Here is a 14691-nt window from a genome sequence, read left to right as displayed (position 1 = left end):
GGTGGTCCCGGTCCTCATCGGCCGCCGTCCTCGCCTTACCACGGTGACGCAAATCGGCACCGAAGGTAACCGGTTCGTGTCCGAGTGATCACACGAGATCACACAATGCTTCCAATACGGCGTGGCTCGGCCGGTAATACCCGCTCAGCGCGGCATTATTGCGACCATGCCTCACCTGACCCGTCGCGCCATCTTGCGAATGGGCGTCGGAGCCAGCGCGGGAGCCGCCGGACTGTGGGCTTTGAGCGGCCTCCTGGATCCGCTCGAGCCGCAAGCCGCGACGTTGCCGCAAGCTCCCGCGCCGTTCGAGCCGTCGGCGGCGGGCAGCACCCTGTCGAACAAGCTCAGCGGCTCGTTCATCTCGGCGGCCCGCGGCGGCGTCAAGACGAATTGGGTGATCGCGCTGCCACCCGGCCAGAACTCCCAGAGCGGATCCCTGCGCCCGGTGATCGCCCTGCACGGCAAGGACGGCAACGCGAACATGGTGCTGGACTGCGGTGCGGAGAAAGCGCTCGCCCAACTCGTCAAGGAAGGCAAGCCCCCCTTCGCCGTGGTGGGTGTCGACGGCGGCAGCAACAGTTACTGGCACCGCCGGGCCTCGGGCGAGGACCCCGGCGCGATGGTGCTCGAAGAGCTGCTGCCGATGCTGTCCTCGATGGGTTTCGACACCTCCCGGGTGGCCTTCATGGGCTGGTCGATGGGCGGCTACGGCGCGCTGCACCTGGGCGCCAAGCTGGGGCCGTCGCGGACGGCCGGGATCTGCGCGATCAGTCCCGCGCTGTACACCTCGTACACCGGAAGCGCCCCGGGGGCGTTCGACAGCTACGACGACTGGGTGCAAAACAGCGTGGTGGGGCTGCCGGCGCTGTCGCAGATCCCGCTGCGCGTCGACTGCGGCACCGGTGACCGCTTCTACTTCGCCACTCGTCAATTCGTCAACCAGCTGAAAAAGCCTCCGGCGGGCGGCTTTTCGGACGGGGGGCATGACATGGACTACTGGCGCGCGCAATTGCCCGGCGAACTAGCCTGGATGGCGACCTAGCTGAGACCGATGACGATCCCGCGGAACTCACCCCCACCCCGCCAAGTGGAGCGGGCGGTGAAGCGGACCGGATTTCGCCCGGACATCGAGGGCCTGCGCGCCGTCGCGGTGCTAGCCGTCGTGCTGTACCACGCCGACATACCCGGTGTGAGTGGCGGCTACATCGGCGTGGACGTCTTCTTCGTCATCTCCGGGTTCCTCATCACCGGGATCCTCTGGCGCGAGGTGAGCACCGAGAACACCATCCGGCTCGGCCGCTTCTACGGCGCGCGGGCGCGGCGGCTGTTGCCCGCCGCGGCCACCGCCGGCATCGCCACCGCCATCGGTGCGGCCATCGTGCTGCCGCCGTTGCAGGCGCGAAGCGTCTTCGTCGACGGGGTCGCGAGCGCCCTCTACGTCGGCAACTACCGGTTCGCCCGGCAAGGCACCGACTACCTGGCCTCGAACCTGCCGCCCTCGCCGTTCGAGCACTACTGGTCACTGGGCGTCGAGGAGCAGTTCTACCTGGTGTGGCCGATGCTGCTCATCGGCGCCGCGTGGCTGGTGCGGCGGGTCCCGCTGCTGCGCCGCCGCGCCCCTGAAACCTCGGCGACGCCCTACGCGCTGGTGCTCGCGGTCGTGGCCGCGGCGTCGCTGGCGGCGGCCGTGTTGTGGACCCGCACGTCACCCGCGTGGGCGTTCTTCTCGCTGCCCACCCGAGCCTGGGAGCTGGCCGTCGGCGGGCTGGTGGCGTTGACGATCGGGCAATGGCGCCGGCTGCCGCTGCTGCCCGCGGCGATCGTCGGATGTGGCGGCCTGGCCCTGATCGCGCTGACCTGCACCCAGCTGGGCCCGCACACCCCGTACCCGGGCACCGCGGCGCTGCTGCCCGTCCTGGGCACGGCGCTGGTGATCGGCGGCGGCTGCGTCACCGGCAGCCTGGGGGCCGGCCGCGTGCTGTGCCGACCGGCGATGCGGGCGATCGGCCGGATTTCGTACTCGTGGTACCTGTGGCACTGGCCGGTGCTGCTGCTGATGCCGCCGCTGCTGGGCATGCCCGCGGGATTGCCGGCCCGGCTGAGCGCGACCGTCGTCTCGGCGGGGCTCGCCGTGATCACCCTGCACCTGGTCGAAAATCCCGGCCGGTTCGCGGCCGCCCTGCGCCGATCGGCGCGGACGAGCCTGCTGGTGGCGGGCGGCGCCAGCGCCGTCACGGCGTGCGCGTGCCTGCTGCTGCTGAACGTCATACCGGTGCCGGTGGGCCACGGCACGGCCGCCCCGAAGGCCAACATCGTCGCGCTGCCGCCGGCGCCGGCGCCCGACGTCAGCCCGCAGGAAGCGGCGGTGCGCCAGGCCTTCGCGCAGGCGCGCGACGCGGTCGCGGCGTCCGCGGACCTGCGCGCCGTCCCGTCCAACCTGGATCCCTCGCTCGCCGACGCGCCGGCCGACAAGGCGGCGGTGTTCGTCAACGGCTGCACGCGGTCCTGGCGTGACGTCGGGCAAGCCGAGTGCGCGGGCGGCGACGCGGCCGCGCCGACGACGGTGGCGCTGGTCGGGGATTCGCACGCCGCCATGTGGTACCCGGCTTTCCAGCAGGTCGCCGAGCAACGGCACTGGCGGCTCGAGACGCTGGCCAAGGTGACCTGCCCGCTGCAGAATCTGCGCATCGACAGCCCGTATCTGGGCCGCGAGTACACCGAGTGCGAGCAGTGGCGCGGCGAGATCATGGCGCGATTGCAGGCCGAACACCCGCGCCTTGTGGTGCTCAGCATGAGCCGGCGCTACGGCGCGGATTTCGGTTTTACGTCATATGACGCGGGTTGGGTCGACACGTTGGGCCGCACCGTCAATCAGTTGCGCAACGCCGGCTCTACCGTCTTAGTCCTGGGGCCGGTCGCGGACCCGCGTTCCTCGGTGCCCGCCTGCCTGTCCGCGCATCTCGACGACGCCAGCGCCTGCGCGCCACCGCGATTGGTCGCGGTCAACGGCGACGGCATCGCCGCCGAGCAGAAGGCAACGAGCGGTGCCGGTGGCCACTACGCCGATCTGAGCGACCTGTTCTGCACCCCGGCCCGCTGCCCGATGATCGTCGGCAACACACTGGTGTTCCGCGACGACAACCACGTGACGACCGAGTACGCGCAGCTGTTGGCGCCTTTGATGGGCGCGCTGGCCGACCGGGCGGTGGCGAATGGATGAGCCGCCAATGAACTTCTCATCGCAGTCGAACGTCGTATCAGTGAAGGGTTTTGGAGGTTTGGGGAGATGACTCCGCTGCTGCTGATCTGCATAGCCGTTGCCACACCGGTCGTCGGAGTAGGCCTTACACACCTGCAATCGCGTCTGGAGCAATGGGACTACGACCGGCACGCAGACGACTGAAGTCCGCGCCGTCTGTACCCGAACACCTTGTGCGGCAGGCGGTTTCGGCCGCCGGCCCGCCACTCACCTCGACAACTGCATGCGAATGAGCGGTGCGATCTTGTCCGCCAGGTATTGGTGGCCCGCGTCGTTGGGGTGCACGCCGTCGGGCCCGATCAGGTCGGGCCTGTCGACGAACCAGCGGTCGCCGAGCGGATCGACGAACGCCGCCCCCGCCGCCCGGGCCACGCCGTTGAGCACGTCGCGAATCATCAGCATGGAGCCGGGCACGTCGGCCGTCGGCCACGGCGGCCCGATCACCAGGAAACGCGCGTGCGGCGCAAAGCGGCGCGCCAGAACGAAGGCGTTGCGGGCTCGCTCGGTCAGCAGGCCGGGATCGACGTCCTGATCGTTGCGCGAGCCGAAGAACACGACCAGCGTGTCGTCGGGCTTGACCGCCCTGGCGGTCAGGTCCTCGAAGACGCTGCCATGGTCGCCGGGGACGGCATAGCCGGCTTTGCCCTCGGCCGCGACGTCGGCCGCGATCCGCAGCCCGCGCGCGCCGAGCGCCTGCCACGCGTGGGCGGTCCATGAATTCGGGCCCAGGCCGCCCTCGTCGGTGCCGGTGGTATAGGAGTCACCGATCACCGCGACGTGGTTGAGCCGTGAATCCACGCTCAGCACACCGTAGGCGCGCACGCGGGGCGGGCACGCCACGTCCGCGAAGGCCACTCCGGCCAGCAGAGCCAGACTAATGACGAACGTCGTCAGACGACTCACCACTACCTCCCCGTGAACGGCATCCTCGTGTGCCGCATTCAGCAACGGAATCGTACGAGGAAACCGACGCGAAGCGGCGTCAACCCGCTGGTTAGCGGTCGCGATTCGGGCGGAGCCCCTAGAATCCCGGCTGGCCGCTACCGTGGCCGTATTCGAGAGGGTATGGGGCACAGCACCATTGGCGCATCGTGGCAATTGTCACACGGCGCGTGCCGGCACCGCTTCCAGCCCACCGTCGATCTGGTGGAGTTTGGGGGTCGGCTGCTCGGCGGGCTCGGGTTTGGTGTCCACGGCCCGGACGTCGACCATCTTGCGCATCCATCGGCGGGCCGGTTCTTCGACGAAGTGATACATCACGACCGAAATGCCCACGGCGATCGCGAACAGGCCGATGACGTTCCATTTCCACGGATTGTCCTGCGGCACGAGAGCGAACTGCTCGACGGTCCAACCCCACGACGTGTGCACCAGCTCATGCACCATGTACAGGCAGAACGAGATCTGTCCGCCGTACACCATCACCCGCGTCGACAGCAGCTTCGGCAGGCTGCCCAGACCGATTGCCAGCGTGATCACCAGCGGCACGAACAGCACGTCGACCACTCCGCCGCTGTCGTTCTCGACGACCCCGCTGATTGGGTGCGCGGAAAACCAGTACAGGACGCCCACCATGGCCGCCAGGAGAAGCAGCGAGACGTAACCGGCAACGCGCCGACCACGATCGGTCAGCCGCAACCGGCGCACGGCGGCGCACGCGAGGGCGCCGGCGGTGAACTGAGTCACGATGCGGGGCAACCAGCTCCACGGCGTGTAGAAGTGACCACTGCTCAGCAGCATCACCACCGGCGGCAACGACGCCGCGAACGCGAGCAGCATCAGGCTGCGCGCCCTCGTCGCCTGCTTCATCCGCAAAATCACCAGCACGAGGACACCGAAGAGCAGGTAGGCCAGCCATTCCGCGCTGATCGACCAGGCCGGCCCGTCCCAGCTGGAGTCGTCGAAGAACGGCACGAACCACAGCTGCACCAGCAGGACCTGGCGCACGTAGCTGATCGCGGTGAGCTGAGCCGCGTCCGGCGACGGGACGTGCCCGACGTGCAGGGTGAAGATCACCCACAGCGCGGCCAGGTGCAGGGTGACCAGGTACACCGGCCATACCCTGGCCAGCCGCAGCCACAGGAAGTGCAGTGTGGCGCGCGCCGAGAACGATCGGCCCATGCGGTCGAGGTAGTTCCACGTCAGGACGAACCCGCTGAGCATGAAGAAGAGGTCGACGCCCTGCGCGCCGCAGTTGAGCACCGGGGCGAGAGCGTCGCGGAAATCTTGCGAGGCGTCGCTGAGCATCGGGCGGAAGTGAAACAGCACCACCCATACCGCGGCGACGATGCGGAGTCCCGTCAGGGCCCTGATCTCGCCCCTGATCTCTGCGCCGCGCACGATGCTCTTTCCGTTTGGAGTCTGCTGTTTCGTTCGCCTTCTACTCCGGCTGACCGGGCGATTTCGCCCTGCTTTTAGCCCCCCGACTAGCAACCGGCAGCTATGGCAGCGTAGCAGCGAGATCGCCGCGATGGCGGGACAGCACGTGGTGTGGCTGGCCGCGGAAAGGCATCGAATTGGGGGCACGCCGGGTGCCAATCGCGGGAAATCGCCGTTTTCGGCGTTGCCCGGATCTCCGAAACCGTCCCGGGGCGCCGGTTATTTAGCAAAGAGTTAGACGTGGCTTTCGGTCTCCTTAGATTCTGCTGGTTTGGTTGGGGAACAGGATGGTCGCGCTGCGTCCTTCGCAACGCCACGGGGAATGGGGCCGCTCATGACTCCACAGGAAAACTGCACCTTTGACTGCGGTGGCGCCCAGATTCGCGCTCACTGTCGCTCCCTGGCGACGGTGGTGACCATCCGGGGCGAAATCGACGCCGTCAATGCCGATCGGGCCAGCAAGTACATCCGGCGCTTCATCGTCGGGCAAAACCCGGTGGTGCTCGATCTCAGCGGCGTCACGCACTTTGCTCCGGCAGGCATCACGCTGTTGCAGATGCTCGACGAGGATTGCGGCGCCGCCGGGGCGCAGTGGACGTTGGTCGCCAGCCCGGCGGTCATCGAGCTGCTGGGCGACGGTTGGGATGCGACGCGCTCACTGCCCGAGGCGCTGCACGACCTGGCCGACGCGATCGCCAGCCGGCGTCAGCTGGTGCTGCCGCTGATCAAGAAGTCGGCCTAGCGCCCCGCTCGCGGCGCAGCCTGGCCAGTCCGACGACCGCCAGCACGCCGGCTGTCGTCAGCAGGACCAGGGTCAGCAGCAGTGCTTGAGGGTCGTAAACCAACGACGTGGTGAACGGCTGCCCCTCCGCGATGGGCGCGACGCTCACAGCGTGGCGCGCATGCGACCAGCTCACCGCCGCGCCCACCACCGCGGCGATGGCCAGCACAAGTTCAACCGGGCCTCGGTAGCGGGCGATCACGGCGCCAAGCCGGGGTCGTCGTCACGATCGATGTCGCTGACGTCCGACCGGGCGGGCTCCACGCGCTCCTGGACCAGCGGTGTGAGCGCGGCCCGGAGGTGACGATGACGCCTCGCCCACGCCTGCGCGGTGCGGCCCCCGGTGAGCTTGAGACCGATGCCCACCCGGCGGCGCGGCACCCCGACCAACTCGCCGAGCGCCCGCGACGACTGCCACTTCGCCAGCTCCTTACCGGACGCTTCGAGGTGCTCGGGTTCCGGATACACCTTGACGATTTCGCGGACCAGGATGGTTTCGGTGCCCTGGCGCAGGGCGTCTTCGGTCAGTTCGACCGAGACATGGATGCGCGCCGCCTTGACCTGCAACGCGACGAACGCCGACACCAGCACCAAGAAGATCGCCGGGACGACGAACGACACCGGGGCACCGCTCCAGAGTTCGATCAGGAGCATGGCGCCCGCCGCCGCCGGGCCCCACGCCACCCACCACCAGCTGGCACCGGGTTCGTAGAACAATGGCTTCGGGTCGTTACCCCTCGCTGGTGTCTGTGATGTCAAAGCAAGCCCATCCCGTTCCCACTTCACGAAAGCCAACCCGCGGCGTCCGCGGCCCAGTACGTCAGCACGATATCCGCTCCGGCGCGCCGGATGCTGGTCAGTGATTCCAGCGCCGCGGCGCGCTCGTCGATCCAGTTGTTGGCGGCCGCAGCGCAAATCATCGCGTACTCCCCCGACACTTGATACGCGGCCACCGGCACCGGCGAAATGTTGGCCGCGGCGGCCAGCACGTCGAGATAGCCCATCGCGGGCTTGACCATCACGATGTCGGCGCCCTCGTCGAGGTCCAGCTCGATCTCGCGCAGCGCCTCGCGCAGGTTGCCCGGCTCCTGCTGGTAGGTGCGCCGGTCCCCGGACAGGCTGGAGCTCACCGCCTCGCGGAACGGTCCGTAGAACGCCGAGGCGAACTTCGCCGCGTAGGCCAGGATCACCACGTCGGTGTGGCCCGCCGCATCCAGGCCGTCGCGAATGGCGCCCACCTGTCCGTCCATCATCCCGCTCGGCCCCACCACGTGGGCACCCGATTCCGCTTGTGCCACAGCCAGTTCCACGTAGCGAGCCAGGGTGGCGTCGTTGTCGACCCGGCCGCGCTCGTCGAGGACGCCGCAGTGCCCGTGGTCGGTGAACTCGTCCAGGCAGGTGTCGGCCATCAACACCGTGGTGTCACCGAGATCTTTGGCGAGGTCGCGCAGCGCGACGTTGAGGATCCCGTCGGGGTCGGTGCCGGCCGAGCCGGCCGCGTCCTTGTCCTGTTCGCGGGGAACACCGAACAGCATCAGCCCGCCCACCCCGGCCGCGACGGCGTCTTGTGCGGCCCTGCGCAGCGAATCCCGGCTATGCTGAACCACTTTCGGCATGGACGCGATGGCGCGCGGTTCGTCGATACCGTCGGCGACGAACATCGGCAGCACCAAATGCCTTGGCTCCAAGGATGTTTGCGCCACCAAGCGTCGCAACGCGGGGGTGGAGCGGAGCCGGCGCGGGCGCTGCCGCGGGAACGCCACTAGCGCCTGCGGCTCTTCTTACGCGGCGGTGGCAGCGCGCCCTCGGCGCGCAACCGCGCGGCGTGTTCGGCCAGCGCGTCGACCAGCGGGCCGATCGCGGCGGTGTCGGGCTGGACATCCACCCGCAAGCCGAATTCGGCGGCGGTCTCGGCGGTTTTGGGGCCGATGCAGGCGATGATGGTGCGCGCGTGCGGCTTACCGGCGATGCCGACCAGGTTTCGCACGGTGGAGCTGGACGTGAAACACACCGCGTCGAAGCCGCCGGTCTTGATCATTTCGCGGGTGGCCGCCGGCGGCGGCGCGGCGCGCACCGTCCGGTAGGCGGTGACGTCCTCGATCTCCCAGCCGCGCTCCCGCAGACCCTCGGCCAGCGTCTCGGTGGCGATGTCGGCCCGCGGCAGCAGGACTCGGTTCACCGGGTCGAAAACGCTGTCGTAGGGCGGGAAATCATCCAACAGGCCGAGCGAGGACTGTTCCCCGGCGGGCACCAGCTCGGGGCTGATCCCGAAGGCACGGACCCGGTCGGCCGTCGACTCGCCGACGCAGGCGATCTTGACGCCGGAGAACGCGCGCGCGTCCAGACCGAACTCACCGAACTTCTCCCACACCGCGCGCACCGCGTTGGTGGAGGTGAACACGACCCACTGGAAGCGGCCGTCGACCAGACCCTTGACGGCGCGCTCCATCTGCGCGGGGCTGCGCGGCGGCTCCACGGCGATGGTCGGCACCTCGATCGGCAGGGCGCCGTACGACGTCAGCCGCTCGCTCATCTCGCCGGCCTGGTCCTTGGTGCGCGGCACCAGGACGGTCCAGCCGTACAGTGCGCGGCTCTCCCACCAGTTCAGCTTGGCCCGGCTGCTCACCGTCTTGCCGATGGTCACCACCAGTGGTCCGGTGAGCGGACCCGCGGGGTCGGTGGCGCCCAGCACGGCCGAGTCAGTCAACCCGTGCAGCGTGGTTTCCACCGAGCGCTGCTGGCAGGTCGTGCCCTGGGCGGTGACCACGCACGGCGTGGTCTCGGCGAGCTCGTGCTCGATCAGGGTGCGCGCCGCATCGGCCAGATGCGAGGCGGTGGCCTGCAGGATCAGCGGCCCGGGAGCCGCGGCCAGCGCCTCCCAGTCGACGTCGCCACGGACGTCGGCCACGGTGTGCGCCGAGCCGAGCGGCAGTCCGGCGTACGTCGGGACCGCGCTGGTGGCGGCCAGCCCCGGCACGATCTCGAGGTGCAGGTGGCTGCGCGCGACGGCGTTCACCTCGGTGATGACCGCGTCGAGGGTCAGCGGGTCACCGGCCACCAGCCGCACCACGTCGACGCCCGAACGGGCCTCGGCGGTAAGCATCTTGGCGACTTCGGCGGGCTCGCCCAGCGCCGGGCGAATGTCGGGACCGCCCGGCAGCACCGCGGGCGCACCCTGGCCCGGGTCCGCGCCGGCGGCCTCGTCGGACTTGCCGGGTGCCGGGTCGGCCGGCGCCGGGCCGGAGACCGGCGGCAGGTCCTGGCCGATCAGCGCCAGCACCGCCTCGGGCACGTCGGGATCGGTGAACACCAGTGCCGCGTTCGCCAGTACCGTGGCGGCCCGCGTGGTCAGCAGTCCGGGGTCGCCCGGACCGGAGCCCACGAACGTGATGCGGCCCGGCCTCGGCTTACGCCCTCGCGTCGTCATTGTCGCTCCCACTCAATTTCCTCGCGCGGGGTCTTGCCGCGCTCCCCTCATCAGCTCACGGGCGCCCAGCTCGAACAGCTCCGCGGCGACCGAGAGCCCCAGCTCTCGTGCCCGACCGGAGGTGCCGATGCCGGACGCGCGGATCACGTCGGATCCGTCCAGCGCCGCCACACAGCCACGCAGCGACAGCTCTTCGAAGACGCGGTTGTCGTCGTCGATGGACTCGACCACTTCCGCGATCGCTCCCACCGGCGCCGAGCACCCGGCCTCCAGTTCGGCCAGCAGGGCTCGCTCCGCGGTGACCGCCGCGCGTGTGTCGGCATCGTCCAATTCCGCCAGCACCGCCGCTAACTCGTCATCGGCGCGGCACTCGACGGCGAGCGCGCCCTGAGCCGGTGCTGGCAACATTTGCACCGGCTCTAGCGTCTCGGTGACATCGCCGAGGCGGCCCAACCGGGCCAGACCGGCCCGGGCCACGACGACGGCGTCAAGATCACCACTGCTTACCCTGTTCAACCTGGTATCTAGGTTGCCTCGTAGGGGGCGGATTTCCAAACCGAGACCCAATGCTCTAAGCTGTGCGGCCCGCCGCGGCGAGGACGTGCCCACCAGCGAACCGGCCGGCAACTCCGCGAGCACCAGTCCGTCGCGGGCCACCACCGCGTCGCGGGGGTCGTTGCGTGGGGGTATCGCGGCCACCAGGAACCTGGGATCCTCGGCCGTCGGCAAATCCTTGTGCGAGTGCACGGCAGCGTCGACGCGCCCGTCGTCGATGGCCTCACGCAGTGCGGTGGTGAAGGCGCCCACGCCGAGACTTTCGATCGGCGCCGACGACCGGTCGCCCGCGGTGCTGATCGTCACCAACTCGGCGGGGTGGCCGTTGGCGATCAGGGCGTCCCTGACGCCGGCGGCCTGAGTGGTGGCCAGCAGACTGCCCCGCGTGCCGATCCGAATCACGTGTGCCAATCGGCTACTCGGCGGGCTGCTGCGGGGTGCCGGCATCGAATCCGGTTGATACCACTGGCAATTCGCCGGCCGCGACGGCGTCGACAGCGGTCTGGTCGAGTTCGAACAGCTCGCGCAGGGCCTCGGCGTAGCTGTCGCCGCCGGGGGCGCTGGCGAGTTGTTTGATGCGCACGGTCGGCGCGTGCAGCAGCTTGTCGACCACCCGGCGCACGGTGCGGGCGACCTCTTCGCGCTGGGCGCTTTCCAGGCCGGGCAGCCGGTTCTCCAGCCGCAGCAGCTCGGCTTCGACGACGTCGGCCGCTCGCTGGCGTAGCGCGGTCACCGTCGGGGTGACCTCCGCCATCCGCTGTCCGGCCAGGTAGGCGGCGACTTCGGCCGCCACGATGTGCCGGGCGGCGTCGACGTCGGCCGCCGCCGCGTGGGCGGAAGGTTCGTGCTGGACGCGCTCGACGTCGACGACCCAGACACCGGGCAGTCCGGCCACCGCGGGATCGACGTCGCGCGGCATGCCCAGGTCGCAGATCACCAGCGGGTGGGTCGCTTCGTCGCGGCGGGCGGCGGCGAGCGCGTGGTGCACGTCGGCCAGCGAAACCACGAGGCTTACCGCCCCGGTACAGCTGACGACGACGTCGGCCTCCGCCAGTGCGCCGGGCAGCCGGTCGAGGGGCAGCGCCTCGGCCTTGGCGCCGGATTCGCGGATCTTACGGACCAACCGCTGCGCGCGGGACAACGACCTGTTGACCACCAGGATGTGCCCGATGCCGGCGCGGGCCAGGTGCGCCGACGACAGCGCGCCCATCGCCCCGGCGCCGATCACGACGGCTGTCTTGCCGGTCAGCCCGCCCAGGTTGCGTTCGGCCATGCCGAGCGCGACCGAGACCACCGAGGCGCCGGCCGCATCGATGGCGGTCTCGGAATGCACGCGCTTGCCGACCGATAGGGCCCGCTGGGCCAGCTCGTGCAGCACCCGGCCCACCGTGCGGTTCGTCTCGGCGGTGGCGTAGGCGCGGCGGACCTGGCCCAGCACCTGTTGCTCGCCGACGACCGCGGAATCCAGGCCGCTGGCAACCGCGAACAGGTGCTCGACGGCGGCCTCGCTGTAGCGCACGTAGGCGTACTTGGTCAGGTCGCCCATCGACATGCCGGAGTATTCGGACAGCACCTGCCCAATCACCGCCAAACCGCCGTGGAAAGCGTCCACCACCGCGTAGACCTCGACCCGGTTGCATGTCGACAGCACCATGGCCTCGGTCACCAGTGGGGACTGCAACACCCGATCGACGATCTTGATCTGATCGGCATCGTCGATGCTGAGTTGTTCCAGGACGGAAACCGGCGCACTGCGGTGCGAAACTCCGAAAAGCAGGATGCTCACGGCAGCATCACCTGGCCAGCTCCCTTGCTTCCTCCAGTAACTGAACTGGTGTCCACGGTAAACGTTTATCAGGTGGGCTACCAAATAATCGCCCGGCGCCTAGGGGCGGGCGGCCCGCATCCTCACCGGGCTAGATCGGCACGAAGTCTGGGCTCGTCGATCTCCCAGTAGCTGTGTTCGCTGCCGTCCAGCAAGATCACCGGCAAACGATCCCCGAACTCGGCGCGCAGCTCCGGGTCGCCGGCTTCGGCGGCGGCGTCGACGTCGGTCGTCGAGAGGTCGAAGCCCAGCTCAGCAGCCAGTTCCGCCAGCCGGGCGTGTGCCCGCGCGCAGATGCTGCACCCGTGGCGGGTCAGCAGTTCCACCTGCGGCCGAGGTGCGGGCTGGGACATGGCACCAGTGTGGCACCGGCCCTGGCGGTGAATTGTGGACGCGCCCCCTAATGATTAGGTTTCGGCTGTGGCCGCTAACGACAATCTGCGCGTAGATCCCCAGGTGATGCAGGGATTCGCGCAAAGCCTGAGCGGCGCCGCCGAGGATCTGCGGAGTCGGCTGGCCGAACTCGACGGTCAGGTCGGCGAGATGCTGGGGGGCTGGCGCGGCGCGTCCGGCGACGCCTACGGCTCGGCGTGGCAGATGTGGCATCGCGGAGCCACCGAGGTGGAGCTGGGCTTGTCGATGCTGGCAAAGGCGATCGCCCAGGCCGGCGCGGGCTATCAGCAGAACGAGGCCGGCTCGGCGCAGGCGTTGCGGGCGGTGCGTAATGGCTGACGCGTTTCAGGTAGATCCCGACGCGCTGGCCGACGCGGTCGAGCGGATGTCCGAATTTCAGCGCTACGCCGAAAGCATGCTGTCCGAAATCGATTCTCTGGTAAGCAATTTGCACGTGACCTGGACTGGTGAAGGCGCAACGGCCCACGCCGAGGCGCACCGGCACTGGGCCCATGGCGAGGCGATGATGCGCGAGGCGCTGGCCCAATTGCGAGCAGCCGCGCATACCGCGCACGGCAACTACACCGGCGCCATGGCCAAGAATTTGAGCATGTGGTCGTGAGCTAATGGCGCCGCTGGCGGTTGACACCGCGGCCCTCGATAGCGCGGGCGCCGAGGTGGTGACGGCAGGCGAGGGTCTGGGCTCGGTGATCTCGACGTTGACGGCGGCGCTGTCCGGGTGCGCCGGGATGGCCGGCGAAGATCCCGCCGGCGCGGCGCTCGGCCGCAGCTACGACGGGTCGGCGGCCAAGCTCGTCCAAGCGATGGTGGTCACCCGAAACGGCTTGTGCGGTCTGGGTGTTGGCGTTCGGATGTCGGCGCACAATTACTCGCTGGCCGAAGCGCAGTCCGACATTTCCGGCCATGGCAGCCCGCTTCCCGCGCCGCGCCCGACGGGGCCGATCTCGGCGGGGTCCCCGCCCTCATCGGTCGGAACCGGCGACGGCGCCCCGGCCGGCTGGGGTTGGGTCGCCCCGTTCATCGGGATGATTTGGCCGAGCGCGGATTCGGGGAAGTTACGCGCCGCGGCGGCGGCGTGGAGCGCGGCGGGCACACAGTTCGCAGTCGCCGAGATCCTCGGGACGGGCGGTCCGATGGGAGCCATTCGCGGCCAACAGATCCCGGAGGGCCCGGCCATCGATCGCGCGTTCACCGAGGCCTACAGCAGCACCACCGGCATCGTGCAGCAGTCTCAGAAGATCGCCGCCCAACTCAGCAACTACGCGGCGAAGGTCGACCAGGTGCACGCGGCGATCCTGGATCTGCTGGCCCGCATCTGTGATCCGATGACCGGGATCAAAGAGGTCTGGGACATTCTCACCGACGAAGACGAAGACGAGATCAAAAAGATCGCCGACGACATTCGCATGGTGGTGAACCAATTCACCGCAGAGGTCGATGCGCTGCGAGCCGAGATCGCCGCCACCGTGGGTGAGGCAGAAACGATCCTTACGACGATGGGCGACTACGCCTCGCGGGATTGGGATCAGTTCCTGCACGGCACCGACGTCGGCCGAGCCATCAACCAAGTGGGGCAGTACGCCAAAGGCGTGTATTCGGAGGCCGGCGGATTCGTTAAGGGGCTCTACGACATCAGTCAGCTGCGGCTGCTGTTTGACCCGGTGGGCTATGCCAAAGACATGGGCGGGATGGTCCAGGGCTCTCTGCCGCTCGTCGGGTTGGGCCCCGACGGGGGGCCTGGCGTCTGGGAGTCGTGGAAGCGGGTCGGTAAGAGCCTCACTCACTGGGATGAATGGGAATCCAATCCTGCGGAAGCGGCCGGCAAATCCGTGTTCGACGTGTTGACGTTGTTCCTCCCGGGCGGGCCGCTCTCCAAGGTGGGCAAGGTAGGTCACGGTGCTCTCGATGCGCTCGGTGGCGTCAGACCGGGAGAGCTTCCGAAACCCCCGTCCATCAAGCCGCCCGCGGTTGAGCCGCCGCGGGTTGAGCCACCACGGGTTGAGCCGCCAACCCCCAAGCCGCCAGACCCCGGCCCGAAGCCGCCCGAACCC

At 69.1% G+C, this 14691-nt stretch carries 14 protein-coding genes and 1 pseudogene; 6 read left to right on the top strand and 9 right to left on the bottom strand.

All coding sequences use genetic code 11. From position 1 onward, the window contains the following. The first annotated feature begins 166 nt into the window (after positions 1–166). Complete coding sequence (locus ACQI5H_RS01505; RefSeq protein ID WP_427077682.1) at positions 167–1042, top strand: alpha/beta hydrolase; 876 nt, start codon at positions 167–169, stop codon at positions 1040–1042. Between the two features lie 45 nt (positions 1043–1087). Beyond that, entirely contained in the window at positions 1088–3220 is a 2133-nt protein-coding gene (locus tag ACQI5H_RS01500) for an SGNH hydrolase domain-containing protein (RefSeq protein ID WP_427077976.1), read from the top strand. 246 nt (positions 3221–3466) lie between these two features. Here ACQI5H_RS01500 and ACQI5H_RS01495 read toward each other — a convergent pair whose 3' ends face one another. Next, on the bottom strand, positions 3467–4162 hold the full coding sequence (locus tag ACQI5H_RS01495; RefSeq protein WP_427077681.1) for an Rv0518 family GDSL lipase: 696 nt from the start codon (positions 4160–4162) through the stop codon (positions 3467–3469). A 198-nt stretch (positions 4163–4360) separates the two neighbouring features. After that, complete coding sequence (locus ACQI5H_RS01490; RefSeq protein ID WP_427077680.1) at positions 4361–5599, bottom strand: acyltransferase family protein; 1239 nt, start codon at positions 5597–5599, stop codon at positions 4361–4363. Positions 5600–5972: 373 nt separating this feature from the next. On the opposite strand from ACQI5H_RS01490, the gene ACQI5H_RS01485 reads away from it, so the two are divergent. Continuing rightward, entirely contained in the window at positions 5973–6380 is a 408-nt protein-coding gene (locus ACQI5H_RS01485) for an STAS domain-containing protein (protein WP_427077679.1), read from the top strand. Here the strand turns inward: ACQI5H_RS01485 and ACQI5H_RS01480 are convergent. From ACQI5H_RS01480 to ACQI5H_RS01450, 7 genes are all read right to left on the bottom strand, one after another. After that, positions 6364–6621: a hypothetical protein gene (locus ACQI5H_RS01480; RefSeq protein WP_427077678.1), complete on the bottom strand. Its 258-nt coding sequence runs from the start codon at positions 6619–6621 to the stop codon at positions 6364–6366. The two genes, ACQI5H_RS01485 and ACQI5H_RS01480, sit on opposite strands and share 17 nt — an antisense overlap. Beyond that, on the bottom strand, positions 6618–7136 hold the full coding sequence (locus tag ACQI5H_RS01475) for a DUF3093 domain-containing protein (protein ID WP_427077677.1): 519 nt from the start codon (positions 7134–7136) through the stop codon (positions 6618–6620). Before ACQI5H_RS01475 ends, ACQI5H_RS01480 begins: the two co-directional genes overlap by 4 nt. Before the next feature lie 65 nt (positions 7137–7201). After that, entirely contained in the window at positions 7202–8182 is a 981-nt protein-coding gene (gene hemB / locus ACQI5H_RS01470) for a porphobilinogen synthase (RefSeq protein ID WP_427077676.1), read from the bottom strand. After that, positions 8182–9846: a uroporphyrinogen-III synthase gene (locus ACQI5H_RS01465; RefSeq protein ID WP_427077675.1), complete on the bottom strand. Its 1665-nt coding sequence runs from the start codon at positions 9844–9846 to the stop codon at positions 8182–8184. Before ACQI5H_RS01465 ends, hemB begins: the two co-directional genes overlap by 1 nt. Before the next feature lie 12 nt (positions 9847–9858). Then, complete coding sequence (gene hemC / locus ACQI5H_RS01460; protein ID WP_427077975.1) at positions 9859–10803, bottom strand: hydroxymethylbilane synthase; 945 nt, start codon at positions 10801–10803, stop codon at positions 9859–9861. A gap of 13 nt (positions 10804–10816) precedes the next feature. Continuing rightward, positions 10817–12187 (bottom strand): glutamyl-tRNA reductase, encoded by a 1371-nt coding sequence (locus tag ACQI5H_RS01455; protein ID WP_427077674.1) that lies wholly within the window; start codon positions 12185–12187, stop codon positions 10817–10819. Between the two features lie 122 nt (positions 12188–12309). After that, positions 12310–12579: a glutaredoxin family protein gene (locus ACQI5H_RS01450; protein ID WP_427077673.1), complete on the bottom strand. Its 270-nt coding sequence runs from the start codon at positions 12577–12579 to the stop codon at positions 12310–12312. 67 nt (positions 12580–12646) lie between these two features. Here ACQI5H_RS01450 and ACQI5H_RS01445 point away from each other — a divergent pair, with 67 nt between their 5' ends. The 3 genes and pseudogenes from ACQI5H_RS01445 to ACQI5H_RS01435 form a co-directional block, all read left to right on the top strand. Next, a complete protein-coding gene (locus ACQI5H_RS01445) occupies positions 12647–12958 on the top strand; it encodes a WXG100 family type VII secretion target (protein WP_427077672.1) in 312 nt (103 codons plus the stop codon). Continuing rightward, on the top strand, positions 12951–13241 hold the full coding sequence (locus ACQI5H_RS01440) for a WXG100 family type VII secretion target (protein ID WP_427077671.1): 291 nt from the start codon (positions 12951–12953) through the stop codon (positions 13239–13241). The genes ACQI5H_RS01445 and ACQI5H_RS01440 overlap by 8 nt, the downstream gene beginning before the upstream one ends. A gap of 4 nt (positions 13242–13245) precedes the next feature. Then, a pseudogene (locus tag ACQI5H_RS01435) lies at positions 13246–14691 on the top strand (NAD(+)--arginine ADP-ribosyltransferase); the annotation flags it as partial.

It is taken from the genome of Mycobacterium heidelbergense (assembly GCF_050205645.1).
In the GTDB taxonomy this organism is placed as follows: domain Bacteria; phylum Actinomycetota; class Actinomycetes; order Mycobacteriales; family Mycobacteriaceae; genus Mycobacterium; species Mycobacterium heidelbergense_A.
The sequence above is the reverse complement of the archived record's forward strand: the minus strand, read 5'-3'. Positions and strand labels throughout refer to the sequence as shown.

Excerpts from the sequence above, each read along its gene's own strand:
- ACQI5H_RS01485 (WP_427077679.1), top strand. The coding sequence starts at position 5,973 with ATGACTCCACAGGAAAACTGCACCTTTGACTGCGGTGGCGCCCAGATT.
- ACQI5H_RS01465 (WP_427077675.1), bottom strand. The coding sequence starts at position 9,846 with ATGACGACGCGAGGGCGTAAGCCGAGGCCGGGCCGCATCACGTTCGTG.
- ACQI5H_RS01505 (WP_427077682.1), top strand. The coding sequence starts at position 167 with ATGCCTCACCTGACCCGTCGCGCCATCTTGCGAATGGGCGTCGGAGCC.
- ACQI5H_RS01440 (WP_427077671.1), top strand. The coding sequence starts at position 12,951 with ATGGCTGACGCGTTTCAGGTAGATCCCGACGCGCTGGCCGACGCGGTC.
- ACQI5H_RS01450 (WP_427077673.1), bottom strand. The coding sequence starts at position 12,579 with ATGTCCCAGCCCGCACCTCGGCCGCAGGTGGAACTGCTGACCCGCCAC.